The organism is Streptomyces sp. NPDC047042, from assembly GCF_040644035.1.
GTDB lineage: Bacteria > Actinomycetota > Actinomycetes > Streptomycetales > Streptomycetaceae > Streptomyces.
This window is the reverse complement of record NZ_JBEYVP010000038.1, coordinates 76,815-103,567: the sequence shown is the minus strand read 5'-3', so window position 1 is coordinate 103,567 and position 26,753 is coordinate 76,815. Positions and strand designations below refer to the sequence as shown.

At 70.0% G+C, this 26,753-nt stretch carries 24 protein-coding genes and 3 pseudogenes; 9 read left to right on the top strand and 18 right to left on the bottom strand.

The annotated features are described in order from the left end of the window. Nucleotides 1-5: 5 nt before the first annotated feature. The 6 genes from ABZ855_RS36625 to ABZ855_RS36600 all read right to left on the bottom strand — a co-directional run bounded on the left by ABZ855_RS36625 (nt 6) and on the right by ABZ855_RS36600 (nt 4,704). The gene (locus ABZ855_RS36625) at nt 6-692 is read right to left on the bottom strand and encodes a methyltransferase domain-containing protein (RefSeq protein WP_360814339.1); all 687 of its coding nucleotides are present in this window, start codon (nt 690-692) and stop codon (nt 6-8) included. A 118-nt stretch (nt 693-810) separates the two neighbouring features. Next, nucleotides 811-2,211: an FAD-binding oxidoreductase gene (locus tag ABZ855_RS36620; protein WP_360814337.1), complete on the bottom strand. Its 1,401-nt coding sequence runs from the start codon at nt 2,209-2,211 to the stop codon at nt 811-813. Then, the gene (locus tag ABZ855_RS36615; RefSeq protein ID WP_360814335.1) at nt 2,195-2,719 is read right to left on the bottom strand and encodes a flavin reductase family protein; all 525 of its coding nucleotides are present in this window, start codon (nt 2,717-2,719) and stop codon (nt 2,195-2,197) included. Before ABZ855_RS36615 ends, ABZ855_RS36620 begins: the two co-directional genes overlap by 17 nt. Beyond that, a complete protein-coding gene (locus ABZ855_RS36610) occupies nt 2,712-3,203 on the bottom strand; it encodes an SRPBCC family protein (protein ID WP_360814333.1) in 492 nt (163 codons plus the stop codon). Before ABZ855_RS36610 ends, ABZ855_RS36615 begins: the two co-directional genes overlap by 8 nt. Nucleotides 3,204-3,254: 51 nt before the next feature. After that, a complete protein-coding gene (locus ABZ855_RS36605) occupies nt 3,255-4,256 on the bottom strand; it encodes a DUF2156 domain-containing protein (protein ID WP_360814331.1) in 1,002 nt (333 codons plus the stop codon). Then, entirely contained in the window at nt 4,240-4,704 is a 465-nt protein-coding gene (locus ABZ855_RS36600) for a hypothetical protein (protein WP_360814329.1), read from the bottom strand. Before ABZ855_RS36600 ends, ABZ855_RS36605 begins: the two co-directional genes overlap by 17 nt. Before the next feature lie 131 nt (nt 4,705-4,835). Here ABZ855_RS36600 and ABZ855_RS36595 point away from each other — a divergent pair, with 131 nt between their 5' ends. After that, nucleotides 4,836-5,240 carry a type II toxin-antitoxin system PemK/MazF family toxin gene (locus tag ABZ855_RS36595; RefSeq protein ID WP_360814327.1) on the top strand — a complete coding sequence of 135 codons (405 nt, stop codon included), beginning with the start codon at nt 4,836-4,838 and terminating at the stop codon, nt 5,238-5,240. A gap of 9 nt (nt 5,241-5,249) precedes the next feature. Here the strand turns inward: ABZ855_RS36595 and ABZ855_RS36590 are convergent. Continuing rightward, nucleotides 5,250-5,471 (bottom strand): annotated as a pseudogene (locus ABZ855_RS36590) (DUF397 domain-containing protein). 89 nt (nt 5,472-5,560) lie between these two features. After that, a pseudogene (locus tag ABZ855_RS36585) lies at nt 5,561-5,788 on the bottom strand (ADP-ribosylglycohydrolase family protein); the annotation flags it as partial. A gap of 225 nt (nt 5,789-6,013) precedes the next feature. Here ABZ855_RS36585 and ABZ855_RS36580 point away from each other — a divergent pair. Both ABZ855_RS36580 and ABZ855_RS36575 read left to right on the top strand, forming a co-directional pair. After that, nucleotides 6,014-6,760 (top strand): class I SAM-dependent methyltransferase, encoded by a 747-nt coding sequence (locus ABZ855_RS36580; protein ID WP_360814325.1) that lies wholly within the window; start codon nt 6,014-6,016, stop codon nt 6,758-6,760. An 84-nt stretch (nt 6,761-6,844) separates the two neighbouring features. Next, a complete protein-coding gene (locus ABZ855_RS36575) occupies nt 6,845-7,492 on the top strand; it encodes a dihydrofolate reductase family protein (protein WP_360814323.1) in 648 nt (215 codons plus the stop codon). Nucleotides 7,493-7,523: 31 nt separating this feature from the next. Here the strand turns inward: ABZ855_RS36575 and rbsD are convergent, their stop codons facing one another. The 5 genes from rbsD to ABZ855_RS36550 form a co-directional block, all read right to left on the bottom strand. Beyond that, nucleotides 7,524-7,919 carry a D-ribose pyranase gene (gene rbsD / locus ABZ855_RS36570; RefSeq protein WP_360814321.1) on the bottom strand — a complete coding sequence of 132 codons (396 nt, stop codon included), beginning with the start codon at nt 7,917-7,919 and terminating at the stop codon, nt 7,524-7,526. Next, the gene (locus ABZ855_RS36565) at nt 7,916-8,824 is read right to left on the bottom strand and encodes a ribokinase (protein ID WP_360814364.1); all 909 of its coding nucleotides are present in this window, start codon (nt 8,822-8,824) and stop codon (nt 7,916-7,918) included. Before ABZ855_RS36565 ends, rbsD begins: the two co-directional genes overlap by 4 nt. A gap of 187 nt (nt 8,825-9,011) precedes the next feature. After that, on the bottom strand, nt 9,012-10,967 hold the full coding sequence (locus ABZ855_RS36560; RefSeq protein WP_360814319.1) for a substrate-binding domain-containing protein: 1,956 nt from the start codon (nt 10,965-10,967) through the stop codon (nt 9,012-9,014). After that, a complete protein-coding gene (locus tag ABZ855_RS36555; RefSeq protein WP_360814317.1) occupies nt 10,957-12,498 on the bottom strand; it encodes a sugar ABC transporter ATP-binding protein in 1,542 nt (513 codons plus the stop codon). Before ABZ855_RS36555 ends, ABZ855_RS36560 begins: the two co-directional genes overlap by 11 nt. Beyond that, the gene (locus ABZ855_RS36550; RefSeq protein WP_360814315.1) at nt 12,495-13,550 is read right to left on the bottom strand and encodes a LacI family DNA-binding transcriptional regulator; all 1,056 of its coding nucleotides are present in this window, start codon (nt 13,548-13,550) and stop codon (nt 12,495-12,497) included. Before ABZ855_RS36550 ends, ABZ855_RS36555 begins: the two co-directional genes overlap by 4 nt. Nucleotides 13,551-13,766: 216 nt before the next feature. On the opposite strand from ABZ855_RS36550, the gene ABZ855_RS36545 reads away from it, so the two are divergent. Together ABZ855_RS36545 and ABZ855_RS36540 are read left to right on the top strand one after the other, a co-directional pair. Then, nucleotides 13,767-16,046 (top strand): ATP-dependent RecD-like DNA helicase, encoded by a 2,280-nt coding sequence (locus ABZ855_RS36545; protein ID WP_360814313.1) that lies wholly within the window; start codon nt 13,767-13,769, stop codon nt 16,044-16,046. Between the two features lie 236 nt (nt 16,047-16,282). Then, a complete protein-coding gene (locus ABZ855_RS36540) occupies nt 16,283-17,581 on the top strand; it encodes a citrate synthase (protein ID WP_360814310.1) in 1,299 nt (432 codons plus the stop codon). 928 nt (nt 17,582-18,509) lie between these two features. Here ABZ855_RS36540 and ABZ855_RS36535 read toward each other — a convergent pair. Both ABZ855_RS36535 and ABZ855_RS36530 read right to left on the bottom strand, forming a co-directional pair. Further along, nucleotides 18,510-20,816 carry a heavy metal translocating P-type ATPase gene (locus ABZ855_RS36535; protein ID WP_360814308.1) on the bottom strand — a complete coding sequence of 769 codons (2,307 nt, stop codon included), beginning with the start codon at nt 20,814-20,816 and terminating at the stop codon, nt 18,510-18,512. A 20-nt stretch (nt 20,817-20,836) separates the two neighbouring features. Beyond that, nucleotides 20,837-21,076, bottom strand: a complete 240-nt coding sequence (locus tag ABZ855_RS36530; protein WP_360814306.1) for a heavy-metal-associated domain-containing protein — start codon at nt 21,074-21,076, stop codon at nt 20,837-20,839. Nucleotides 21,077-21,230: 154 nt separating this feature from the next. Here ABZ855_RS36530 and ABZ855_RS36525 point away from each other — a divergent pair, with 154 nt between their 5' ends. Further along, the gene (locus tag ABZ855_RS36525; protein ID WP_360814304.1) at nt 21,231-22,274 is read left to right on the top strand and encodes a zinc-dependent alcohol dehydrogenase family protein; all 1,044 of its coding nucleotides are present in this window, start codon (nt 21,231-21,233) and stop codon (nt 22,272-22,274) included. Here the strand turns inward: ABZ855_RS36525 and ABZ855_RS36520 are convergent. The 3 genes from ABZ855_RS36520 to ABZ855_RS36510 form a co-directional block, all read right to left on the bottom strand. Then, entirely contained in the window at nt 22,255-22,842 is a 588-nt protein-coding gene (locus ABZ855_RS36520; protein WP_360814302.1) for a GNAT family protein, read from the bottom strand. The genes ABZ855_RS36525 and ABZ855_RS36520 overlap by 20 nt on opposite strands. 61 nt (nt 22,843-22,903) lie before the next feature. Beyond that, nucleotides 22,904-23,104, bottom strand: a complete 201-nt coding sequence (locus ABZ855_RS36515) for a MerR family transcriptional regulator (RefSeq protein ID WP_319207261.1) — start codon at nt 23,102-23,104, stop codon at nt 22,904-22,906. 341 nt (nt 23,105-23,445) lie between these two features. Further along, nucleotides 23,446-24,372: a sugar phosphate isomerase/epimerase gene (locus tag ABZ855_RS36510; protein ID WP_360814299.1), complete on the bottom strand. Its 927-nt coding sequence runs from the start codon at nt 24,370-24,372 to the stop codon at nt 23,446-23,448. Nucleotides 24,373-24,555: 183 nt separating this feature from the next. On the opposite strand from ABZ855_RS36510, the gene iolC reads away from it, so the two are divergent. The 3 genes and pseudogenes from iolC to ABZ855_RS36495 form a co-directional block, all read left to right on the top strand. Then, nucleotides 24,556-25,506: a 5-dehydro-2-deoxygluconokinase gene (gene iolC, locus ABZ855_RS36505; RefSeq protein WP_360814297.1), complete on the top strand. Its 951-nt coding sequence runs from the start codon at nt 24,556-24,558 to the stop codon at nt 25,504-25,506. Beyond that, nucleotides 25,503-26,486 (top strand): deoxyribose-phosphate aldolase, encoded by a 984-nt coding sequence (locus ABZ855_RS36500; protein ID WP_360814295.1) that lies wholly within the window; start codon nt 25,503-25,505, stop codon nt 26,484-26,486. The genes iolC and ABZ855_RS36500 overlap by 4 nt, the downstream gene beginning before the upstream one ends. 89 nt (nt 26,487-26,575) lie before the next feature. Next, nucleotides 26,576-26,752 (top strand): annotated as a pseudogene (locus ABZ855_RS36495) (5-deoxy-glucuronate isomerase); the annotation flags it as partial. Nucleotide 26,753 lies beyond the last annotated feature (1 nt).

The window sequence follows — 26,753 nt, the reverse complement described above, 5'->3', positions numbered from 1 at the left end:
GGTGCTCATTTGCTGCCGAGGGCGCAGACCCAGCCGAGGGAACGGCGGGGCTCGGCGACGAACCGGGTGTCCTTGAACCCGGCGACATCGAGCATCGCCACGAGTTCGGCACCTGACAGGATGCGCAGCCCGTCCCGCTCGGACCGCTCGGTGAAGCGCCGCCCGAACAGCCGTTGGGTGAGCGTCGGTACGGTGGCCGCCTCCCGGCTCATCTCCAAGGTGACCGCCAACTGGCCGCCAGGCTTGAGGACTCGGTACGCCTCGGCGAGTCCGCGCAGCGGATCGGGCCAGAAGTAGAACGTCTCGACGGCACTGACACGGTCGAACACGCCATCCCCATAAGGCAGTTGACCAACATCGCCCTGCCGGATGGCGACCCGCCCCCGGCCGACGGCGTCGGCGTTGCGCCGCACCGCCTGGCGGACCATGGTGGGGGAGTGGTCGAGTCCCGCGACGAAGCCCAACTCGGCGCGCCGGGCGAGCAGTTCGACGGCCATGCCGCTGCCGCAGCCGAGGTCGAGCACATGATGGGTGCGGCGGACATCGAGATGTTCCGCCGACCACTGGGTGAGCCCCCGATGCTGCACGGTCATCAGATGCCCGACCAGGGCACCCGGTGCACCCGCCGGGCGCCGGAAGTTGTCCTGCAGCAGCTGGTAGGGACCTCTGGTCAGGGTGTTCGTGCCGGGCATGGGCTCCCCCTCGATTCTCGCTCGTCCCTCTCGGTCTCCACCAGGTTTTACGATCCCTCGCGCCGACGTCCCTCGTACGGATTCGCGCCGAATTGGGGCAGGTGTCGTCTTTCGCGGTTCACGCCGTTTTCCGTACCCCGCGATCGAGCCGCTCGAGATACCGACGCAGTACCACCCGCCCCACACCACCGAGCGGGAGCGTGGGAGCGGCCGACCGATGCCACGGCAGGGAGGGGCCGCCCGCGCCTTCCCAGCCACCCTCCCAACCACCCGCCAACTGCCGTGCCACATAGGCCCCGTGGGCGATGGACAGGGCCAGCCCATGACCACCGCACCCCCCGATGAACCACATCCCCGGCGCGTCGGCGACCGGCCCCACCACGGGCATGTCGTCGAGGGTCACACCGATCCGGCCGGTCCACCGATGCGTGACGCGGATGTCGGCAAGAAGCGGATGCAGGCCGCGTACGCGCTCGACGAGCCACCCCCAGGTCGCGAGTCGGGCCCTGTCGTCCCGCCGCGCCCTCGCGGTGCCCACCACCCCCGGCAGCGAGGCCCGCCCACCTCCGACCACCAACCGCCCGTCGGGCGTCAGCCGAAAATACGGTGCCAGCCGAGCCGCATCGACCACCGAGGCCCCCGACCCCTCCCCGAGCACCTCACGCGCCGCGGGCTTCAACGGCTCGGTGGCGATGGCGTGCACCTCCAGCGGGGCGACCGTGCCCACCGGGAGGCCAAGGGCACCGGCGCCGCCGTTGACGGCGAACACCCCGGCGCCGGTACGGAGTTCACCGCGCGGAAAGAGCAGCCGGGTACCGCCGCTACCGCTACCGCTACCGCTACCGGTGCCGGACCGGCCGACGACCGGTGAACGCCCGTACAACCGGGCACCGACCGCCGCGCAGGCCCGCGCGAGGGCGGCGGTGAGCTGGGCGGGGTCGAGGGTGGCCGCCCGCCGGTACAGCAGCCCCGCCTGACAGGGCACGTCGACGCGCTCACGCACCCCGGCCGCCGACAGGGACGGTACGTCCAGGCCGAGGGCACGACAGGCCGCCGCCTGTCCGGAGAGCCGGGCCAGCCCCTCCGGTGAGCGGGCCACGACCAGCTGCTCGCCGGTGCGCACGGGAACGTCCAGGGCACGGCACAGCTCCAGGGCACTGGCCACCGCGTCCTCGCTGGCCAGGTGCATACGACGGGCAGCGTCCGGGCCGTGGCGGCGGATCGCGCGGTCGACGGGCGGACCTGCCCGGGGCCCCAGGAGTCCCGTGCCGTGGCCGCTGGCTCCCGCCCCCGGATGCCCGGCGTCGACGACGGCGACATCGGCGCCGGGTGCGTACCGCAGCAGGTGGTAGGCGGTGGACAGGCCGGCCAGTCCACCGCCGACGACGGTGAAATCGGCGCTCACCAGGCCTCGTACGGAGGGGAGTTGGCGATCATCGGGAGGCCAGCCGCGCCACGGCGGAGCCACGGATAGGTCGTACGAGTCGCCGTGCGACTGCCGCTCACCCACGAAACGCATGGCCCCCCTGCCCATGGAAGCCCCGGTCGTACCAGAGCAGTGGGCGCCCGGTGCCGGTGTGGGCGGCGAGCACCTCGCCGACGACCAGATGGTGGTCGCCGTACGCCCGTATGTCGGTCACCGCGCACACGGACCAGGCGAGGGCGTCGGTGCGGACGGGCACGTCATGGACGTACGCGGCCTGCTCCTCGCCGAAACGCTCGGTGGCGGAGGCGAGCGGGTCGGCGCAGCGCTCGGCCCAGGGGCGGTGCCGTTCGTCGAGAACGTGGAGGGCGAAGGAGCCGTGGGCGCGGAGGGCGGCGAGGGTACGGGAGCCGTTGGCCAGACACAGGGACATCAGCGCCGGCGCCGCCGAGACGGCCGCCGCCGAGGACACGGTGGCGCACACCGGCGGCCCGGCGGCACCCCGGGTGCTCACGACGCACACGCCGGACGCCAACTTGGCGTACATGTCCAGGCATTGGGCGACACCGGGCCGGGTGGCGAGGGACGACACCGGTTCAGCCATGCCGGGCGGCGGTGAGGTTCAGCGGGGCCATGGGGACCACCCGGCCCATGAGCCCTTCGAGGATGCGCAGGATGTTGTCCCGCAACGTGCTCTCGGCGACCGGGTCGAGGATCTCCGCGAGGGAAGGGATGCCGAGATCGAATTCGGACCGAAAGGTGACGAGAGTGACAGATCCCTCTCCCTCCTCCTCCCGCTCCTCGCACGCCCAGGAGCCGCGGAACACCTCGAAGTCGCCCTTGATCTGCTCGAACTCGACGGTCAGCGTCTCGGGGACGAACCGGTCGAGCTCGCTCCACCGCATCATCCCGTTGCGGAAGATGACACTCCAGTCCGACCGCAGCGACCCGTCGGCTTCCGGCGGATGTACCACGACCTCGTTCACCTTGTCGGTCAGCTCGGGGTAGCGGCGGAAGTCGCAGATCAGGTCGTACGCCTGACGGGCCGTGCGTTCCTCGGCGACCACCTGGACGATTACTTCACGCATGTGCGGTGTACTCCTTTTCCGATGTCTGCTTTTCCGATGTCTGCCGGGATGTCAGAAAGCGTTGGTTTCCCGCCCGAGCCGCCACAACGCGCCCGGCCGGACTCGTTTTCCCTGGAAGGCGATGTACTCGGGCAGCACGACATGTGGAGCCCATTTCTCCTTGTATTCGAGCTGGGCGGCGGCGGGATAGACCCGCTCACCGTGCTGAGAGAGAAAACGCAGGACACGCGCCACGGTTCCACTGGCGCCGGGAACTTCGAGAGCGGGATCGAGCCCGACGAAGGGCGTGAACCCGAAGTGCAGCCATTTGTCACCCTCCCCGGTCATCCGCTCGATCGCCGTCGAGTTGATGAGTTCCATCGTGCCGGGTGGGGCGTCGGTGCGACGCCGACTGAGATCGTGCAGCCACCCCGGACGACAGCCGAAGGCGGGGGAGTAGCAGACGTACCCCACCATGCGCCCGTCGACGGAACCGCAGAAAACACGCTGATGCTTCTGCTCGGGCCCGCCCCGCTCCCCGACGAGAAAGCGAAGCTCTTTCGTGTGCTTCCCTTTCCCACGCAGCCACTCACGATCAATGAGATCGAGCTCACCCGAGCCACCCGAAGCACCCGAAGCACCCGAAGCGCCTGCGGGGTCGACCTCGGCGACCTCGACCCCCGCCCGCCGAGCCCGGGAGATCTTGTTGCGCAGCCGCACGAACGGCGACCCGCGCAACGTGAACCGCGCCAGATCGACGGCGTACGAGGCCCCGATCTGATTCACGGTGAACCCGCGAGACGCGTACAACTGCGCATCAGCAGCCTGCAGTTGTACGGCGATGACGCGCCGTTTCGTAACTGCGGCCCGCTCGAGAAAGGCATCCAGCAGCCCGGCACGGTCGCCGTCGGAGGCGAACGGACCGCCGAGCTGGAGGAGGTGCCGCCCCGCCGGCCGAAAGGCGCAGACGCCGTCATGACGTTCGTCGAGAAAGAACTCGTTGCCGCTGTTGAGGGCGAGAAAGGCACTGGGATTGTCGGCGTGGGCGGACACCAGCTCAAACGCGGACGGCATCGCGCTCCTCCCCCTCGTAGCCCCGCTGGAATGCAGCGAAGGCCGGATGGGCGGCGGGTTCGAAGGACACCCCAAAGGGTTTGAGAGAGTTCCCGAAGAGGGCCCGGTCGCCCATGAGGTGAATAGGCAGCGCGAGCAGCGCCCATTCGAGCCCGACCAGCCAGCTCCACAACCCCGCGAAGGCAGCCCAGGTGACCAGCGAGTGCATGAGGTTGTAGGCGACGTAGTAACCGCGCCCGATGCGCCCGTCAGGACTCCGCCGAAACGCGATGGCCCCCGGTATGTACCCGACGAGATCGATGACGAGAAAAAGAGAAGCGAAAAGCCACCAGCGGATCTCGGAAAGATGAGTCAGAGCGGCAACACCGGAAAAACCGAGCGCGACCGCCCATTCAAGCCGAACGAGTCGGGCCGTGATTCTGGTGTCGAAGAGATTCCTGGCATCCACAAAGGCCCCCGTACGCCCGGAGCGAGACAATGAGCGGGACATTCTCAACTGTCTTACGGCTGGGGGCGGAGCGTCCCTCGGTCTATGCTGTGAACTGCGGCAACCCCGTGATCGTTTGCATCGGAGGGCATGTGCGACGTGGCGAGGTCTGGTGGGTCCAGTTCGACGAGCGGAGGTTGGTCGTACTGCTGTCAGGAGACGACGCGTCCGGGTTCCAGGTGATGCAGGTCGTCGCTCCGGCGGGCCTCGACATCAGCGGTCTGGGCATCGAAGTGACGGTCGGCGCCGCTGAAGGGCTGCCGTTCGAAGGCGTGCTGCGGCTCGCGTTCCGGCGTCCAGGCTTCACCCCGTGCACGTGGCTGACGACCGTGTCCCGGGACGACCTGATGGAGAGGGCGGCCGTCCTGTCGTCCAGCAAGCTCAGCGAGATCGACGATGCCCTCCGACTCGCTGAACATGCACAGGAGCAAACCCCGGCAACGACAGCGAAGCTCAGCGAGATGAGGGCCGCCCTCCGGCGCGGTGAACTCGGGTAGACGGAGACCTCAGACGGCGACGCCACTGTCCTTGACCGCCCCGACGAACGCCGCCCAGCCCCCCACCGAGAACACCAACGCGGGACCGGCGACAGCCTTGCTGTCCCGGACGGGCACAACGGCGTGGCCACGGGCGACCTCAAGGCACTCGCCCTGACTGCCGCCGCTGTAACTGGACTTGAACCACCCGGTGAGGGCGGACGAGTCGGAGACGGTGTGTTCAGTTCAAATGACCGGTGAGGAAGCCTTCGACGTAGGCCACCGGTGCGGAGTCCTCGAAGCCCATGAGTGTGAGGTAGCTCTCCGTGAGTGCGTGTGCCCAGCCCGCCCAGCTCCAGCAGTGACTCCGCGACGGGGACGGCCATCTGCGTGTCGTCAGTGGTCTCGCCGGGGTCCCAGCCACCGCCTCCGCACATCTCGCCACCAGCGCCAGGCGACGGAAACCGCGCGGAGAACGCTCCATGGGGACCGAACTCGAAAGGGCCACCCAGGGCGTCACCCACCGCTGAGCCGACGATCGCGCCGACGGCTCGCTGAATCCGCTGCATTGGCGGAGGCTATCTGTGCCGCGCCGACGGCCACGCGGCCCTGTTCGGGCTGCCGGTGGGAACCACGTGTCGCCGGCCGCCGAAGCAATGGCACCTCGCAAGCAGGCTGGAGCTGTACGCCCGCTGCCGAGCCGGCGTCCGGACGCCCGAAAAGACGCACGCACCGGCGGCCCCACCCATGTGAGGATGCTGGGCATGTCGGTTCGTGCGCTGAGTTTCGGAGTAGTGGCGGAAGCATACGAACGGTTCCGGCCGGGGTATCCCGGCGAGCTGTTCGACATGGTGACGGCCTACGCGGGCCGTACGGTTCGGACCGCCCTCGAGATCGGCGCCGGGACCGGCAAGGCGACCCGTCTGTTCGCTCAGCGGGGGGTCATGGTCACCGCTACCGAGCCTGACGCCTCCATGCTCGCCGAGTTGCGCAAGCACGTGCCGACGGACGTCAGGACGGTGCAAGCCGCGTTCGAGGACCTGCCACCGAATGGTGAGCGTGAGCGGTACGGGCTGGTCTACGCGGCAGCGGCGCTGCACTGGACGAACCCGGAGGGCCGGTGGTCCCGCGTGGCCGAACTGCTGGAGCCGGGTGGAGTGTTCGCCTCGTGCGGCGGGCCGTTCCGGCTGGCCGACCCTGCTGTGGAGGACGCCGTTCGCGCGGCGCGAGCACCGTTCCTGGAGAGCGACGAGATACCGTCCCCGGACGGGACGCCTCCGGACCACGACATGCAGTGGCCGGGTACGGAGCTGCAACGGTCCGAGTGGTTCACCGACGTCCAGCAGTCCGTGATCGAACGGCGCGTGACGGTGAGCGCTCGCGACTACGTCGGTCATCTCTCCACTGTCTCTGCCTATCTCGTCCTGTCAGCCCCGGAGCGGGACCAGGTGTTCCGGCAGATCGCGCGGGTACTGCCGGACACGGTCGACATGACCGCCGACATCACCGTCCATCTCGCGCGTCGACGCCGCGAAGACTGATCCGGGCCCCCTCTCATAGGAAAGAATCAGCGAAGTTCACCCAGCCCCAGCCCCAGCCCCAGCCCGAGCTACGGAGCCCCACCCATGTCACTCGCCCGCGTCCACAACTTCACCATCTCGCTCGACGGCTTCGGCACCGGCGAGGGCCAGTCCCTCGACGCGCCGTTCGGTCACGCCGGTGAGCGGCTGCACCAGTGGATGTTCACCACCCGGTTCTGGCACGAGATGACCGGCTCACCCGGCGGGACCGGTGGCGTCGACGACGCCTTCGCCCAGCAGTTCGCCCCCGGGATCGGTGCCGAGATCATGGGCGCCGGCAAGTTCGGCCCGCCCGGCTGGCACAAGGACCCGGAGTGGAAAGGCTGGTGGGGTCCCAACCCGCCCTTCCACACCCCCACCTTCATCCTCACCCACCACCCGCGCCCCTCGATCGAGATGGAGGGCGGTACGACGTTCCACTTCCTGGACACGTCACCCGCCCAGGCGCTCGAGACGGCCCGCGATGCGGCGGGCGGCCAGGATGTGCGCATCGGCGGCGGCCCCACCGTGGTCCGTGACTTCCTCGCCGCCGGACTGATCGACCACCTGCACACCGTGGTCGTCCCGGTCCTGCTCGGCCGGGGAGTACGCCTCTGGGACGGCCTGGAGGACCTCGAGAAGGACTACCAGGTCGAGGCCACCTCCTCACCCACCGGAGTCACACACGTGACCTTCACCCGCACGGCCGGCTGAACCGGCCCAGGCCCCGGAGAAGAAGACCACCTCAGAAAAAGACCCCGCACCGCAGCAGCACATTCGCGTACGGCCGAGCCTCCCCCGTCCGTACGACCAGCCGTGCCCCCGCCGACAGCTTCTTGAGCCGCTCGTGCGTGACGAGCGTGAGGTCGGGGCCGGGAAAGCGCCCCTCCAGCAGCTTCGCCGCCCCCGGATTCGCCTCCCGTACCTCCGTCGCCGCCGTCGCGCCCTCCACCACCAGCTCGGCCAGCAACCCGTCGAGGACCTCCGCGAAGGACGGCACCCCGGCCCGGAAGGCAAGGTCGACGACGCGCGGCCCGGCCGGGATCGGCATCCCGGCGTCGCACACCAGCACCCCGTCACCGTGGCCCAACTCGGCGAGCGCGCCCGCGAGATGACGGTTCAGGATTCCGCCCCGCTTCACAGCGCGTCGACCTCCTCTGCCGTCGGGAACGACTCCTGGGCGCCCGCGCGCGTCACCGCAGCGGCGCCCACCCGGGCCGCGTACGCCGCCGCCTCGGCCAACGACTCGCCCGCGCCCAGCCGCCAGGCCAGCGCGGCGGTGAACGCGTCGCCCGCCCCCGTCGTGTCCACGGCGTCCACCGGTACCGACGGCACCCGCACCCGCTCCCCGGCCCGTACGGCGATCAGCGCGCCCTCCGCGCCCAGCGTGATGACGACCGAGCGCGGCCCCAGCGCCAGCAGCGTCTTCGCCCAGTCCTCCGGCGAGTCGCCCAGCTCGGCGTCCGCACCGGCGATGACCCGGGCCTCGTGCTCGTTCACGATCAACGGGTCGCAGGCCGCCAGCACTTCACGCGGCAAGGGGCGCGGCGGCGACGGGTTCAGGACGAACCGGCCCTCGGGAGACAGGTTCCGTACGACCTCCACGACCGACTCGAGCGGAATCTCCAGCTGCGCCGAAACCACCCGGGCCGCCTGGAACAGGCTCCCGGCGGCCCGGACGTCCCCGGGGACCAGCCGTGCGTTGGCACCCGGTGACACCACGATGCTGTTGTCGCCGGACGGGTCCACCGTGATCAGCGCGACCCCCGTGGGCGCCCCGCCGACCAGGACACCCACCGTGTCGACGCCGGCGTCCCGCATCGAGTCGAGCAGCAGACGGCCGTGGTCGTCGTTGCCGACCCGGGCGAGGAGGGCCGTACGCGCCCCCAACCGGGCGGCGGCGACCGCCTGGTTGGCTCCCTTGCCCCCCGGGTGGACGACCAGGTCGGACCCGAGCACCGTCTCACCGGCTGCGGGCCGCCGCTCGACCACGGTGACCAGGTCGGCGTTGGCCGAACCCACGACCAGCAGGTCGTAGTCGTACATGAACAGTCTCCCCATACACATCAGTTGTACCGGCTGACGGTCGGTCAGTCGGCCAAACGCCCAGTTCGGTCAAACGCCCAGTTCGGTCGGTCGGCCGGTCCGGCAGCGGACAGGCCGGGCGGCCTCGACAAGAGGCACCGCCCGGCCGTTCCCGCTCTCCCCGCCACCCCTGTCGGGGGCGGCGGGCTCAGCCGCCGAACGCCGCCACGTTCTCCTTCGTGACCACCTTCACCGGCACCATCACCGCCTTCTCGACATCCTTCTTCTCGGCAACTCGCAGCGCGTTCTGCACCGCGATCCTCCCGAGCTCCTTCGGCTGCTGGGCGACCGACGCGTACAGCGAGCCGTCCGCGACCGCCTTCAGCCCGTCGGGTGTGCCGTCGAAGCCGATGACCTGCACCGACTTGCCGGCCTTGCTGCCGAGCGCCTTGATCGCGCCGAGCGCCATCTCGTCGTTCTCGGCGAAGACACCGGTGATGCCGGGGTTGGCCTGGAGGAGGTTGGTCATGACGTCGAGGCCCTTGGTGCGGTCCCAGTCGGCGGGCTGCTTGGCGACGACCTTGATGCCCGGGTAGGCCTTCAGCCCCTCGGTGAAGCCGGCCCCGCGCTCACGGCTGGCGGAAGTGCCCGCCTGGCCCTGGAGGACGATGATCTCGCCCTCGCCGCCCAGCTTCTCGGCGAGCGCCTTCGCGGCCAGCTTGCCGCCGGCCGTGTTGTCGGAGGCGACGAGCGTGGCGGTGTCGGCGTTGTTGACCGACCGGTCGACCGCGACGAGCGGGATACCGGACTTGTTCACGGCCCGTGCGGCCGGACCCGTGGCGTCCGAGTCCACCGGGTTGACGATGATCGCCCCGAGGCCCGAACTGGTGAAGTTCTGCAGCTGGTTGGCCTGCTGGGAGGCATCGTTCTGGGCGTCCGTGACGGTCAGGTCCACGCCCAGCTTCTTGGCCTCGGCCTGCGCACCGGCCCGGATCTGCACAAAGAAGGGGTTGTTGAGCGTAGACAGCGACAGGCCCACCTTCTGACTCGTCGCGGACGACGAGCCGCTGTGCAGCAGCGAGGTCGCACCCACGACGGCCGTCGCGACCACCGCTGCGAGGACGTACGTCAGGGCCTGCTTGCGCCGGTCGCCGCCCCCGGCCGCCCCGGCGGGCGCCGCCGTCGCCCCGCTCTTCCTGCGCACCGTGTCGAGCAGCACCGCCAGCGCGATCACCACACCGATGACGACCTGCTGCCAGAACGCGGACACGGAGAGCAGGTTGAGGCCGTTCCTGAGCACGGCCAGGATCAGCGCGCCGATCAGAGTCCCGGACGCCTTACCGGTACCGCCCGCCAGCGAGGCGCCACCGATGACCACCGCCGCGATGGCGTCCAGCTCGTACCCCTGCGCGGCCTGCGGCTGCGCCGAGGACAGGCGCGACGCGAGGACGATGCCGGCCGCCGCGGCGAACAGCCCGGACAGCGCGTAGATCGCGAGCTTCTGCCGCTTCACCCGCAACCCGGAGAGCCGGGCCGCCTCCTCGTTGCCGCCGATCGCGTACATGGAGCGGCCCAGGTACGTACGGCCGAGCACGAACGCGGTGATCAGCCCCATGGCCACCATCACCAGCACGGGCACCGGCAGCCAGCCGCCCAGCGTGTCACCGAGGTGCGAGACCGAGTCGGGGAACGCGATCGGCGAACCCTGCGAGATCACCAGGGACAGACCGCGCCCCACCGACAGCATGGCGAGCGTCGCGATGAACGGCGGCAGCTTCCCGTACGAGATCAGGAAGCCGTTGACCAGGCCGCACGCGATGCCGGTGAGGACGGCCAGGACGACCGCTATCGCGACCGGTACGCCCTCCGAAGTCGCCGCCCAGGCAAGGACGGTGGCCGACAGGGCGGCGACCGATCCGACCGACAGGTCGATGCCCGCCGAGACGATCACGAAGGTGACGCCGAAGGCGAGAACGGCCGTCACGGCCGCCTGGACGCCCACGTTGAGCAGGTTGTCGGTCGTCAGGAAGTCGCCGGACAGCGCCGACATCGCGATGACGAGGACGATGAGCGCGGTGAGCGCCCCGTTGTCGAGCAGGACGCGGCGCAGGCCGCTCGTGGCGCCACTCGCGCCCGTCGTGCTCTTGAGCGTGTCAGTGGCCACGAGAGCCCTCCACAGCAGTAGTTCCAGTAGTTCCAACGGAGGTGGGTGCGCTGACGGCGAGTGCCATCACGGAGTCCTGGGTGGCCTCGGCGGCCGTGAGTTCACCGGCGATCCGGCCCTGGGCCATCACTAGCACCCGGTCGCTCATGCCGAGCACCTCGGGCAGATCGCTGGAGATCATCAGCACGGCGGCGCCGGCGGCCGTCAGTTCGTTGATCAGCTGGTAGATCTCGACCTTCGCGCCGACGTCGATCCCGCGCGTCGGCTCGTCGAGGATCAGCACCCTGGTGTTCGCGAGCAGCCACTTGCCGATGACGACCTTCTGCTGGTTGCCCCCGGAGAGGGTGCGCACATGCTGGCCGAGCCCGGCCATCCGTACGCCCAGCTGCTCGGCGACCTTCGCGGCGGCGGCCCGCTGCCCCTTGAGGTCGACCAGGCCGCCCCTGGTCGCGGCCCGCAGGGTGACCAGGCCGAGGTTCTCCTCCACGGAGGCGTCGAGCACCAGCCCCTGCCCCTTGCGGTCCTCGGGCACGAGCCCGATCCCGGCGGCCATGGCGGCCCCGACATCGCTTCCGCGCACGGCGGCGCCCGCCACGGACACGGACCCCTGGTCGTAGGGATCGGCGCCGAACACGGCGCGCGCGACCTCCGTACGCCCGGCCCCCACCAGCCCCGCGATGCCGACGACCTCACCGGCCCGCACCTCGAAGCCCACGTCGTGGAAGACACCGTCCCGGGTGAGCCCCTCGACCTTGAGCAGAGCGGCGCCCGTCTCGGGGGCCTCCCTCGGGTACTGCTGTTCGATCGACCGTCCGACCATCAGCCGTACGAGCTCGTCGGCGGGCGTGTCGGCGGGCACCTGTCCGACGCTCCTGCCGTCCCGGATCACCGTCACCCGGTCGCCCAGGGCGGCGATCTCCTCCAGGTGATGGGTGATGAACACGATCCCGACGCCGTCCTCGCGCAGCCTGCGCACGATCGCGAACAGCTTTTCGACCTCCTCGGAGGTGAGCACGGCGGTCGGCTCGTCCATGATCAGGACCCGTGCGTTCAGGCTCAGCGCCTTCGCGATCTCGACCATCTGGAGCCGCGCGATACCGAGTTCACGCACACGCGCGCGTGGAGACACGTTCACACCGACGCGCTCCAGGAGGACGGCGGCCTCGGCCTCCATCCGCTTGCGGTCGATCACCCCGTAGCGACGCGGCTGCCGCCCCAGGAAGATGTTCTCGGCGACCGTCAGATCGGGTACCAGGTTGAACTCCTGGTAGATGGTGGCGATCCCGAGCCGCTCGGAATCCTGCGCCCCGTGGATACGGGTCTCCTCGCCGTCGACGAGGACTCGGCCGGCGTCGGGGCGGTAGGCGCCGGAGAGCATCTTGATGAGGGTGCTCTTGCCCGCGCCGTTCTCCCCGAGCAGTACGTGCACCTCGCCCCGGCGCAGCTCGAAGTCGACGCCGTCGAGCGCGACCACACCGGGGAAGGACTTCCGTATGCCTTCGATGCGCAGCAACTCGTCCTGGTTGCTCACGACTGGCTCCTGTTCGTCACGGGGGGCTGTACGGGCTGTACAGAGGGAGTCGCGGGGGCGGCCGGCTCACCGCAGGACCGCCGTACGACGAGACGCGCGGCCAGCGTCACGGACTGCGGGGGCCGTCCCTCGATCAGGTCGACCAGCGCCCGGACGGCGGCCCGCCCCAGCTCGCCGGTCGGCTGCGCTATGGCCGTGACCGGCGGATCGGTGTGCACGAACCAGGGGATGTCGTCGAAGGCCGCGAGCGCGATGTCCCGCGGAACACGCATCCCACGCGCGCGTACGGCGTCCAAAGCGCCCAGCGCCATCAGGTTGTCGGCGGCGAAGACGACCTCGGGCGGCTCGGCCAGGTCGAGGAAGGCGTCCGTCACCCGGCGCCCGCTCTCGGCCTGGAAGTCGCCCTGCCCGATGTAGGCGTCGGGCAGCGGCAGCCCGTACTCGGCCAGGGCCTCCCGGAAGGCCTCGACGCGCTCGCTGCCGGTGGTGGTGGCCGCCGGGCCCGCGATGATCGCGAGCCGCCGGTGACCGAGCCCGTACAGGTGGGAGACGAGATCCCGGACCGCCGAGCGCCCGTCCGCCCGTACGACCGGCACGTCCACGCCCGGGATCCAGCGGTCCACGAAGACCATCGGGGTGCCCCCGCGCGCGGTGTCGAGCATCAACGGGGAGCCGCCGTCGGTGGGGGAGACGAGGAGGCCGTCGATACGGCGGTCGAGCAGCGTCCGTACGTGGTGGTCCTGGAGGTCGGGGCGTTCGTCGGCGTTGCCGATGATCACGCTGTAGCCGAGGGCGCGCGCCTCCTCCTCGACCGAGCGGGCCAGGGTCGCGAAGTAGGGGTTCAGCACATCACTGATGACCAGGCCGAGGGTGCGGGTCTGATCGGTGCGCAGGGAACGGGCGAGGGTGTTCGGGCGGTAGCCCAGCGTCTCGACGGCGGCCAGCACGCGCGTGCGTGCGTCCTCGCTGACCGACGGATGGTCGTTCAGGACCCGCGACACCGTGGCGACGGACACGCCCGCCTCGGCGGCGACGTCCTTGATGCTCGCCATCGCCGGACCACCTCCTTGTGGTTCCGCAGCCGCGTGGAATCGATTACACGGCTGTCTGGAGACCGATGGAATCGATTACAAACAAATAAATCAAGCCCCTGGCCGATTCTCGATACCGGATCGTGACGCGGGGTGCTCCCGGCTCGGCCATGGAGACCCGGGTGGTTTGTCCACAGGCCCCGGCCGACTGTCGGTGCCGGGCGGTAGCGTCGGATCATGTCGAATCAGGCGGGCGGTCCGAAGCAGGCGGGGCGGGGGGAACGGCAACTGGCCGTCCTCGAAGGCGTCCTGGAGCGGATCACGTACGCCAACGAGGACAACGGGTACACGGTCGCCCGGGTCGACACCGGCCGCGGCGGCGGCGACCTCCTCACCGTCGTGGGCGCGCTGCTCGGCGCCCAGGTCGGCGAGTCGCTGCGCATGGAGGGCCGCTGGGGCTCCCACCAGCAGTACGGCAAGCAGTTCACCGTCGAGAACTACACGACCGTCCTGCCCGCCACCGTCCAGGGCATCCGCCGCTACCTCGGCTCCGGCCTGGTCAAGGGCATCGGACCGGTCTTCGCCGACCGGATCACCCAACACTTCGGCCTGGACACCCTCCGGATCATCGAGGAGGAGCCCAAGCGGCTCATCGAGGTGCCCGGTCTCGGCCCCAAGCGCACCGGGAAGATCGCCGACGCCTGGGAGGAGCAGAAGGCGATCAAGGAGGTCATGCTCTTCCTCCAGACCGTCGAGGTCTCCACCTCCATCGCCGTGCGCATCTACAAGAAGTACGGCGACGCCTCGATCTCCGTCGTCAAGAACCAGCCCTACCGCCTCGCGTCCGACGTCTGGGGCATCGGCTTCCTCACCGCCGACAAGATCGCCCAGTCCGTCGGCATCCCGCACGACAGCCCCGAGCGCGTCAAGGCGGGCCTCCAGTACGCCCTTTCGCAGGCCACCGACCAGGGCAACTGCTACCTCCCCGAGGAACGGCTGATCGCGGACGCGGTCAAACTCCTCCAGGTCGACACGGGCCTTGTCATCGAGTGCCTCGCCGAACTCGCGGCGCCCCCGGAGGAGGAGGGCGAGGACCCCGGAGTCGTACGGGAGAAGGTCCCCGGCCCGGACGGGGACTCGGAGCCCGTCACGGCCGTCTACCTGGTCCCTTTCCACCGCGCCGAACTCTCCCTCTCCGCCCAGCTGTTGCGCCTTCTGCGCACCGGTGAGGACCGGATGCCCGTCTTCCACGACGTGGCCTGGGACAAGGCGCTGGCCTGGCTCCGGGGCCGTACGGGGGCCGAGCTCGCCCCCGAGCAGGAGGCGGCCGTCCGGCTCGCGCTGACGCAGAAGGTCGCCGTCCTCACCGGCGGACCGGGCTGCGGCAAGTCCTTCACGGTCCGCTCGATCGTGGAGCTGGCCCGCGCCAAGAAGGCCAAGGTCGTCCTCGCCGCCCCGACGGGCCGCGCCGCCAAACGCCTCGCCGAACTCACCGGCGCCGAGGCGTCCACCGTCCACCGCCTCCTCGAACTGAAACCCGGCGGCGACGCGGCCTACGACAGGGACCGCCCGCTCGACGCCGACCTGGTGGTGGTCGACGAGGCCTCGATGCTGGACCTGCTGCTCGCCAACAAGCTGGTGAAGGCGGTGGCCCCGGGGGCACATCTGCTGTTCGTCGGGGACGTGGACCAACTCCCCAGTGTCGGCGCGGGGGAGGTCCTGCGGGACCTGCTCGCCGAGGGCAGCCCGGTCCCCGCGGTCCGGCTCACCAAGGTCTTCCGGCAGGCCCAGCAGTCGGGCGTCGTGACGAACGCGCACCGGATCAACTCCGGGCAGCATCCGCTCACCGACGGCATGAAGGACTTCTTCCTCTTCGTCGAGGACGACACGGAGGAGGCCGGCCGGCTCACCGTCGATGTGGCTGCACGACGAATTCCGGCCAAGTTCGGCCTCGACCCCCGACGGGACGTCCAGGTGCTCGCCCCGATGCACCGGGGCCCGGCGGGCGCCGGCAACCTCAACGGGCTGCTCCAGCAGGCGATCACCCCGGGACGCCCCGGCCTCCCCGAGAAGCGGTTCGGCGGCCGGGTCTTCCGGATCGGCGACAAAGTCACCCAGATCCGCAACAACTACGACAAGGGCGAGAACGGCGTCTTCAACGGCACCGTCGGCGTCGTCACCGCCCTCGACGAGGTCGAACAGCGCCTCACCGTACTGACGGACGAGGACGAGGAGGTGCCGTACGACTTCGATGAGCTGGACGAACTCGCCCACGCGTACGCCGTGACCATCCACCGCTCCCAGGGCAGCGAGTACCCGGCGGTGGTCATCCCGGTCACCACGGGCGCGTGGATGATGCTCCAGCGCAACCTTTTGTATACGGCCGTCACGCGCGCGAAGAAGCTGGTGGTGCTGGTCGGTTCCCGCAAGGCGATAGGCCAGGCGGTCCGCACGGTGTCGGCCGGACGGCGCTGCACCGCACTGGACTTCAGGCTGAAGTCCTCACCGAAGTCATAGCCGTTACGGGCCGAAGTCGCGACGATCGCCAAAAATGATCGATCAAATGAGTCACAAAGGTCACAGAGCACTTCCGGAACCAGGTCGAAGGGGGGCAGGATGAGTTAGTTGGCGGCACTGAGTGCCGCCAATAGGCCCAATGGTCGACCCCGAGTGCACTCTCCTGCGCCAAATGGGGGATGGTAGAGACAGTCAGGGCACCTCGAAGAAGAGGCACAACGTCGGTGAGGGATGACGTGAGCGAGCACACCAACAACGCTGTAGTACTGCGGTTCGGCGACGGCGAGTACACCTACCCGGTGATCGACAGCACCGTCGGCGACAAGGGCTTCGACATCGGGAAGCTCCGCGCTCAGACCGGTCTGGTGACGCTGGACAGCGGCTACGGCAACACCGCCGCCTATAAATCCGCGATCACCTACCTCGACGGTGAGGAGGGCATCCTCCGGTACCGCGGGTACCCCATCGAGCAGCTCGCCGAGCGGTCCACCTTCCTCGAGGTGGCGTTCCTGCTGATCAACGGTGAGCTTCCGACCGTCGACGAGCTCTCCGTGTTCAAGAACGAGATCACGCAGCACACCCTGCTGCACGAGGACGTCAAGAACTTCTACCGCGGCTTCCCGCGCGACGCGCACCCGATGGCCATGCTGTCGTCGGTCGTCTCCGCGCTGTCGACGTTCTACCAGGACAGCCACAACCCGTTCGACGAGAAGCAGCGCAACCTCTCGACGATCCGGCTGCTCGCCAAGCTTCCGACCATCGCCGCGTACGCGTACAAGAAGTCGATCGGTCACCCCTTCGTCTACCCGCGCAACGACCTCGGTTACGTCGAGAACTTCCTGCGCATGACGTTCTCGGTGCCGGCGCAGGAGTACGACCTCGACCCGGTCGTCGTCTCCGCCCTCGACAAGCTGCTGATCCTGCACGCCGACCACGAGCAGAACTGTTCGACGTCGACGGTCCGCCTGGTCGGCTCCTCCCAGGCCAACATGTTCGCGTCGATCTCGGCGGGCATCTCCGCGCTCTGGGGCCCGCTGCACGGCGGCGCCAACCAGTCCGTGCTGGAGATGCTCACGGGCATCCAGGCCAACGGCGGCGACGTCGACTCCTTCATCCGCAAGGTGAAGAACAAGGAGGACGGCGTCCGCCTGATGGGCTTCGGCCACCGGGTGTACAAGTCCTTCGACCCGCGCGCGAAGATCATCAAGGCCGCCGCGCACGACGTCCTCTCGGCCCTCGGCAAGTCCGACGAGCTGCTGGACATCGCGCTGAAGCTGGAGGAGCACGCGCTCTCCGACGACTACTTCGTCTCGCGCAACCTCTACCCGAACGTCGACTTCTACACGGGCCTCATCTACCGCGCGATGGGCTTCCCGACGGAGATGTTCACGGTCCTGTTCGCCCTCGGCCGCCTCCCGGGCTGGATCGCCCAGTGGCACGAGATGATCAAGGAGCCCGGCTCCCGCATCGGGCGCCCGCGCCAGATCTACACGGGAGTGGTGGAACGGGACTTCGTCCCGGTCGAACAGCGCTAGTCGCTCCGCGAGGGGTGCGGTAGTTGGGCTGCGGGTCCGTTGTGGCTGGTCGCGCAGTTCCCCGCGCCCCTCAGGGGCGCGGGGCCGCATCGCTCTCGCGGCCCCACCGCAGAACGCGACCAGCCCCCACCGGCCCTGCTTTTAGGGGCGCGGGGAACTGCGCGACCAACCCCCACCGCCCCGCAGCCGAGGCCGCAGGCGGGGCGGGTTTTTAGGGGCGCGGGGAACTGCGCGACCAGCCCCCACCGGCCGTGGTTCTAGGGGCGCGGGGAACTGCGCGATCCGCCCCCACCGGCCGACAGCCGACAACGCACCAGCAGGACCCCGCAAAAGCGGAAGGCGCCCTGTCGACGGTCCCCCCACGGGCCGGCGTACAGGGCGCCTTCCCATGTCCCGGTGCGGATTCCCCCCACGGGATCCGGCCGGGCGTTTCGGAGGACAGCGCCTGAATTCGCTATCACTGGTGTGCAGGCTGCCGGGGCAACCGTTGTTGTGCCTACCGTCATAGTGACGGCTGTTGAGCAAAACGAGCAAAACTCGCCGTACTCATGCTGTGTGCGGTCTGCCGGGACGCGCACGCTGGGGTGGGCCGCTCAAGCTTCCCGGTGTACGTGTCCCGGCAACGCATTTCCGAGGACGTCCCCCAAGACATCCTCAGACGTCAGCCTGCGCCCCCCAAGACGCTGGTCTGACATCGCCAACTTAGACCTTCGAAGCCCTTCGATGGTTACCTTCACAGCAGTGTGATCTGCGTCTCTCGCAGCGTCCTCGGATACGTCGGATCCCGGTTGTCGCGACCGGGGCCCAAGCGTAAGGATGATGCGGGAGCCTTGTGAAGAGCTTATGTGAGGCTGTCGCCGGACTCCATAGGGGCTAGGGCACCGACTTGTGCGTACTGCCGGTAACTTCGGCAGGTCCGCGGCCGATCTCAGCGGAACGTGCGCAGTCGGAGGCTGTTCGTAACCACGAACAGCGAGGAGAAGGCCATCGCCGCCCCCGCGATCATCGGATTGAGCAGTCCGGCGGCGGCCAGCGGCAGCGCGGCCACGTTGTAGCCGAAGGCCCACACCAGGTTGCCCTTGATGGTCGAGAGCGTCTTCCGTGCCAGCCGGATGGCGTCGGCGGCCACCCGCAGGTCCCCGCGCACCAGCGTGAGATCGCTCGCCTCGATCGCCGCGTCCGTGCCCGTGCCCATCGCCAGGCCCAGATCGGCGGTGGCCAGCGCCGCCGCGTCGTTGACCCCGTCGCCGACCATCGCGACGGTCCGCCCCTCGTCCCGAAGTCGCCGTACGACGTCGACCTTCTCCTCGGGCAGGACCTCCGCGAACACCTGGTCGATACCGACCGACTTCGCCACCGCCTCCGCGACAGCCCGGTTGTCCCCGGTCAGCAGCACCGGCGTGAGCCCGAGCGAGCGCAGCTCGCGCACGGCCTCGGCGCTGGTCTCCTTGACCGCGTCGGCGACGGTGAGGACACCGCGCGCCTGCCCGTCCCAGGCGACCACGACGGCCGTACGTCCGCTGCTCTCGGCCTCCGCCTTCGCGCGGGCCAGCGACGCCGGGAGCGGCCCCGACAGCCCGTCCACGAGCCGTCCGACGGCCACCTCGTGCCCGTCCACCCGCCCGCGTACGCCCCTGCCGGGCACGTTCTCGAAGGCCTCGGCCGCCGGCAGCTCCCCGACCCGTTCCTCCGCCCCGGCGGCGATCGCCCGTGCGACCGGATGCTCGGAGGCGTGTTCGAGGGCGCCCGCGAGCCGCAGCACCTGCCCCTCGTCCTCGCCCTCGGCGACGTACACCTCCTGGAGGGTCATCCGGCCGGTGGTGACCGTGCCCGTCTTGTCCAGGACGATCGTGTCGACGCGGCGCGTGGACTCCAGGACCTCCGGGCCCTTGATGAGGATGCCGAGCTGCGCCCCGCGCCCGGTGCCGACCATCAGCGCGGTCGGCGTGGCGAGGCCCAGCGCGCACGGGCACGCGATGATCAGGACGGCGACGGCGGCGGTGAACGCGGCGGCCGTGTCACCCGTGACGCCGAGCCAGACCCCGAACGTACCGAGCGCGAGCAGCAGCACCACCGGTACGAAGATCGCGGAGATCCGGTCGGCCAGCCGCTGCACCTCGGCCTTGCCGTTCTGCGCGTCCTCCACCAGCCGGGCCATCCGCGCGAGCTGGGTGTCCGTACCGACCCGGGTGGCCTCGACGACCAGCCGGCCCCCGGCGTTCACGGTCGCGCCCGTGACGGTGTCCCCCGCGCCCACGTCGACCGGCACGGACTCGCCGGTCAGCATCGACGCGTCGACCGCCGAGACACCCTCGACGACCGTACCGTCCGTGGCGATCTTCTCCCCGGGCCGTACGACGAACCGGTCCCCGATCGCCAACTCGCTCACCGGGACGCGCACTTCACGCCCGCCGCGCAGCACGGAGACGTCCTTCGCCCCCAGTTCCATCAGGGCCCGCAGCGCCGCGCCCGAGCGCCGCTTGGCGCGGGCCTCGAGGTAACGCCCGAGCAGGATGAACGCGATGACCCCGGCGGCGACCTCGAGATAGATCTGCGAGGTGCCGCCGCCGCGGGAGGCGGTGAACGAGAAGCTCTCCCGTATCCCCATGCCGTCCATGCCGTCCATGCCGTCCATCCCCGGGATGGCGGGCTTGCCCGCGTCGCCCCAGAACAGCGCCCACAGGGACCAGCCGTACGCGGCGAGCGTGCCGACCGACACCAGGGTGTCCATGGTGGCCGCGCCGTGGCGGGCGTTGGTGAACGCGGCCCGGTGGAACGGCAGTCCGCCCCAGACGACGACCGGTGAGGCGAGCGTCAGCGCGAGCCAGTGCCAGTTGTCGAACTGGAGTGCGGGAATCATGGACATCAGGACGACGGGTACGGCGAGCAGCACGGTGACGACGAGCCGCTGCCGCAGACCGGCCAGCTCGGGGTCGTCGTCCCGCTCGTCCGTGGGCGCCTCCGCCTCCGTCACCGCCGGCGGGGGCGGCTCCTCGGCCGTGTACCCCGTCTTCACGACGGTGGCGATGAGGTCGTCGACCCCGACCCCCTCGCCGTACGAGACCTTCGCCTTCTCCGTCGCGTAGTTGACCGTGGCGAAGACGCCGTCCATGCGGTTGAGCTTCTTCTCGACGCGGGCCGCGCAGCTGGCACACGTCATCCCGCCGATGGTCAGCTCGACCTCGTGGGGCGTGGCTATCGGGGTCTTCTCGGTGCTGGTACTGGTGCTGGTCATGGTCACCGCGTCCCTACGGGTCAGACCCGGCCGGCGAGCTCGAAGCCCGCCTCGTCCACCGCGGCGCGGACGGCGGCCTCGTCGAGCGGGGTCTCGGACACCACGGTGACCTCGCCGGTGGCGGCGACGGCCTTCACCGAGGTGACCCCGGCGAGCTCGGAGATCTCGGCCGAGACCGAGCCCTCGCAGTGCCCGCAGCTCATGCCGGTCACCTGGTAGACGGCGGTGACGGAACCGGGGGTGTCGGTCTGGGCGGTCATGTCGTTGCTCCTCTTCGAGGTGTGGCTCACGAGCCTTGTGAGTCTCACCCTACTATACCCCTAGGGGGTACCTGCCTCGCGACAGTGGCAAGATCTCCGGTACGACGGACGGCGACGGACGACGACGGCGACGTGAAGGTGAGGACGAGGGCGTATGCGCGCGGTGGTGTTCGAGCGGTACGGGGAGCCGGCCGAGGTACGGGAGGTGCCGGACCCGGTGCCCGCGCCGCACGGCGTCGTGGTGCGCGTCGAGGCCACCGGGCTGTGCCGCAGCGACTGGCACGGCTGGATGGGCCACGACCCCGACATCGAGCTGCCGCACGTGCCCGGCCATGAACTCGCCGGGGTCGTCGAGGCGGTCGGCGCGGGTGTGAGCGGCTGGCGGTCCGGGGACCGGGTGACAGTCCCCTTCGTGTGCGCGTGCGGGAGCTGCCCGTCCTGCGCGGCCGGGAATCAGCAGGTGTGCGAACGGCAGACGCAGCCGGGCTTCACGCACTGGGGTTCGTTCGCGGAGTTCGTGGCGCTGGACCACGCCGACGTTAACCTCGTCGCCGTACCGGAGGGGATGTCCTTCGGGACGGCGGCCTCGCTGGGCTGCCGGTTCGCGACGGCGTACCGGGCGGTCGTGCAGCAGGGCCGGGTGGCGGCGGGGGAGTGGGTCGCCGTGCACGGGTGCGGGGGTGTGGGCCTGTCCGCGGTGATGATCGCGGCGGCCGCCGGCGCCAGGGTCGTCGCGGTCGACGTGTCACCCGGAGCACTGGAACTGGCGCGGAAGTTCGGCGCGGTGGAGTGCGTGAACGCGGCCACGACCGACGACACGGCGGCGGCCGTACGTGAACTGACCGGCGGCGGCGCCCAGTTGTCGCTGGACGCGCTCGGCTCACCGGTGACCTGCGCGGCGTCGGTGAACGGCCTGCGCCGCAGAGGCCGCCATGTCCAGGTGGGCCTGCTCCCGTCAACGACGGGCACAACACCGGTCCCGATGGCCCGCGCGATCGGCCTGGAACTGGAACTCCTGGGCAGCCACGGCATGGCGGCCCACACCTACCCGCCGATGCTGGAACTGGTACGCGCGGGCGTACTACGACCGGACCTGCTGGTCACATCCACCATCCCACTCCCCGAAGCCCCGACCGCCCTGGCGCAGATGAACACGACCCCGGGCACGGGCGTGACGGTCATCGAGCCGTGGCGCTGACGCCGATCCCGGCCGCCCACTCGTGGTCGAGGATCGCCATCAGCACCTCGTCGGCCCACTCGCCGTCCCGCAACTGGACCTCCCGGCGGGTCCCTTCCACCACGAAGCCGACCTTCTCGTAGACGCGCAGGGCCCGGTGGTTGTGGGCCCAGGCCGCCAACTCGATGCGGTGCAGCCCGAGTTGCTCGAAGCCGTACGCCACGATGAGCCGGGTCGCTTCAGTGCCGAGGCCGCGGCCACGGCCCTTCGGGCCCAGCAGGGTACGGAAGTTGCAGCTGCGGGTGGCCGGATCCCACTCGTTCAGCACGACCTCGCCCACGAGTTCACCGGTAACACGGTCGGTGACGGCGAGGTCGAGGCGGTCGGTCTGGGCCGACCGCGAGCCGTACCAGGAACGCAGGCGCTCGAGGGTGATCTCGCTGGTCGGATCGAAGGTGAAGCGGATCACCTCGGGGTCCTCGACGATCTCGGCGATCGCCTCGGCGTCGGTCTCGGTGAACGGCCGCAGTACGGCCTTGTCCCCGGTGAGGACGGGCTTGACGGAGAAGTCCACAGGAGCGGTGTTCATGTGGCGCACTGTGCCCCACTCGAGAGCGGGGCACAGGTGAATATTCGTCAGCCGTTGGCTGTCAGTCGTCTCTTCGGCCCCGGTTGCCCGGCCGGGAGGCGACCCAGGCCCGGACCGTGTCCGCGTACCAGTAGGGCTTGCCGCTCTCCACGTGGTCGGGCGCCGGCAGCAGACCGTGTTTGCGGTACGAGCGCACGGTGTCCGGCTGGACGCGGATGTGTGCGGCGATCTCTTTGTACGACCAGAGCCGTCGGTCGGTCATCGGTGCACCTCCCTGCGCGCGCGTCACGGGGGCGGCCAGGGTCGGCCGTCGGGGGAACCGGACGCTGCGCTTGGCGATCACAAAGCCATTGCCCGTTGAACGACCTGTCGTGACCCTGAGTCAGCGCCTGTTGACACGCCGCAACCGACAACCCGCGTACACGCAACATGCGTGACGCAAGCAACACTTTTGTGACCCAAACGCCACAAAGGCGCACGAGGGCGCATCGCCGGTAGGGGGTGCGGGGGAGCGCGGAACGCGCCCCCGCACCAGGGGCGCGGGGAACTGCGCGACAAGCCCCCACCGAACCCGCAGACAGCCAAACCGCCCAACCTGCGGAGCTACGCCCCGCAGGACCGCAAGAACGCCCGAGTCCGCTGAGCGATAGGCAGCGGCTTGTCCGGCTCGCACGGATACATGTCCTGCTCGACAATCGCGAACAGATCAACATCCAGCTTCTGCGCGGCAGCCAGCACCGGCCCCAACTCCGGCACACCGGACGGCGGTTCACACATCACCCCACGCGCCACCGCCGGCCCGAACGGAACCTCGTTCGCCCGTACGTCCGCGAGGATCTCGGGGTCGACCTGCTTGAGGTGCAGATAGCCGATCCGCTCACCGTAGGTCTCGATCAGCTTGACGCTGTCGCCGCCGCAGTAGGCGTAGTGACCCGTGTCGAGGCACAGCGACACGAGCGACGAGTCCGTACCGTCCAGGAAGCGTGTGACGTTCGCCTCGCTGTCGATGTGGGTGTCGGCGTGCGGGTGGACGACGATCTGGAGGCCGTACCGCTCCCGCACCTCGTGTCCGAGCCGCTCGGTCAGCGTGGTCAGGTTGCGCCACTGCTCGGGCGTCAGGGTGTCCGGCTCGAGCACCACGCCGGTCTTGTCGTCCCGCCAGAAGGACGGGATGACCACCAGGTGGGACGCGCCCATGGCCTGGGCCAGCACCGCGTTGTCCGCGACGTGCGCCCAGGTCTTCTCCCAGACGGATTCGCCGTGGTGAAGCCCGGTGAACACCGTGCCGGCGGACACCTTCAGGCCGCGCTTGGCGGTCTCCTCGGTGAGGACGGCGGGGTCGGTCGGCAGGTACCCGTACGGGCCCAGCTCGATCCACTCGTACCCGGACTGCGAGACCTCGTCGAGGAAGCGCTGCCAGGGAACCTGCTGCGGGTCGTCCGGGAACCACACGCCCCAGGAGTCGGGCGCCGAGCCGACCCGGATGCGCGACAAAGCGGAACCCGAAGGGGAGGAAGGGGACGTAGTCATGAGCGTCAGCTTCAGCCGACGCCCGGACGCGTGTCAAGGTCTGGTCCGAATGTCCGGACAAAGTATTGACAGGGCTCAGTGAGGCGGGCTAGACCTGAGGGCGAGCCGCTGCGCCGATCGGCGCGCCGACCCATGTGCGAGCCGCGCGAGCCGCGTCAGCCGAAGAAACGCGAAGGGAAGTCGATGGCGTACGACCTGATCACCATGGGGCGGATCGGAGTGGACCTCTATCCACTGCAGACCGGTGTGCCGCTCGCCCAGGTGACGTCCTTCGGAAAGTTCCTCGGCGGCTCGGCGACCAACGTCGCGGTCGCCGCGTCCCGCCTCGGGCGGAGCACCGCCGTGATCACGCGGACCGGTGACGACGCCTTCGGGCGCTATCTGCACGACGCCCTGCGCGACTTCGGCGTGGACGACCGCTGGGTCACCTCGGTCGCCGGCCTCAACACCCCGGTCACCTTCTGCGAGGTGTTCCCGCCGGACGACTTCCCCCTGTACTTCTACCGGCAGCCCAAGGCGCCGGATCTTGAGATCGACGCCCACGAACTGGACCTGGACGCGGTCCGCGAGGCGCGGATCTTCTGGGTCACGGGCACCGGCCTGAGCGAGGAGCCCAGTCGCACGGCGACCCTGGCCGCCCTCGCCCACCGCGCCAAGTCCGGTACGACGGTCTTCGACCTCGACTGGCGCCCCATGTTCTGGAAGGACCCGGAGTCGGCGCGCCCCTTCTACACGGAGGCCCTGCGCCACACCACGGTCGCCGTCGGCAACCTCGACGAGGTGGAGGTGGCGACCGGCGTACGCGAGCCGCACGCCGCCGCCCGCGCCCTTCTGGACGCCGGAGTCGAACTGGCGGTCGTCAAGCAGGGTCCGAAGGGCGTCCTCGCCGTCAACAGCAAGGGCGAGAGCGCCGAGGTGCCCCCGCTCCCGGTGAACGTCCTCAACGGCCTCGGCGCCGGTGACGCCTTCGGCGGCTCCCTCTGCCACGGCCTGCTCGAAGGCTGGGACCTGGAGCGCATCATGCGGCACGCCAACGCGGCCGGCGCGATCGTCGCGTCCCGCCTCGAGTGCTCGTCGGCGATGCCCACCCCGGCCGAGGTCGAGGCGGCGCTCGCGGCGGGAGCGGTGCGATGACCTCCACGACGACCTCCACCGAGTCCATCGACAACGGCACAAGCGCAGACGCAGTCACCAGCCCAGGCACGGGCACCGGCATAGGTGCCGGCCCCCTCGCCCCGGTGGACATCGCCGCCCTCGCCACCACCCGAGCCCGGCACCCCGAGGCCATCGCGGAAGCCGCCGCCCGGCGCACGCGCCGCCCCCTCCTCGGGGACTCCGGTCGGCTGATGATCGTCGCCGCCGACCACCCGGCCCGCGGCGCCCTCGGGGTCGGCAACCGCAAGCTGGCCATGGCCAACCGCGCCGACCTGCTCGAACGCCTGTGCCTTGCCCTGTCCCGCCCCGGCGTCGACGGTGTCCTCGCGACCGCCGACATCCTGGACGACCTGCTCCTCCTCGGCGCCCTGGACGGCAAGGTCGTCATGGGGTCGATGAACCGAGGCGGCCTCTCCGGCGCCGGCTTCGAACTCGACGACCGCTTCACCGGCCACCGCCCCGAGGACATGGTCCGCCTCGGGTTCGACGCCGGGAAGCTGCTCGTGCGCATCGACTACGACGACCCGGGCTCCCTCAACACCCTGGAGTCCACGGCCCACGCGATCGACGCGATGGCCGAGCGGCAACTCCCGCTCTTCGTCGAGCCGTTCATCAGCAAGCGCGGGCCCGACGGCAAGGTCCGCAACGACCTGTCCGCCGAGGCGGTCACCAAGTCGATCGCCATCGCGTCGGGCCTGGGCGGCAGTTCGGCGTACACCTGGCTGAAGCTGCCCGTCACCGAGAACCCGGACGACATGGCCGAGGTCATGCAGACCTCCACCCTGCCCGCCGTGCTGCTCGGCGGCGAGGTCGGGGACGACCAGGAGGGCGCGTACGAGAAGTGGCGCGGCGCGCTCCAACTCCCCACCGTCCAGGGCCTGGTGGTCGGCCGCTCGCTGCTGTACCCGGCGGACGGCGATGTGTCCGCGGCCGTGGACACCGCCGTCGGACTGCTGTGAGGCGCGCGATGACCAAGGTGCGCGAGGCCTGTACCGTGCGGGCGACGTACGACAGGCAAAACTACTGCGGGCAGTACGGCACGGCGCACGACGAGTTCCAACTCCTGGGCGGGGAAAGCGTGTTCGCGTCGGTCACCGACCGCGCCTCGCACGCGTCCCGCGCCGCCCGGGCACTGATCGCCTCCGGCGCGGGAGGCCGCTTCGCCCTGGCAGGAGCGAGGTGCGGGCGACGACTCCCCGCTCGCTACGGCCCCGCGCCGGAGGTCC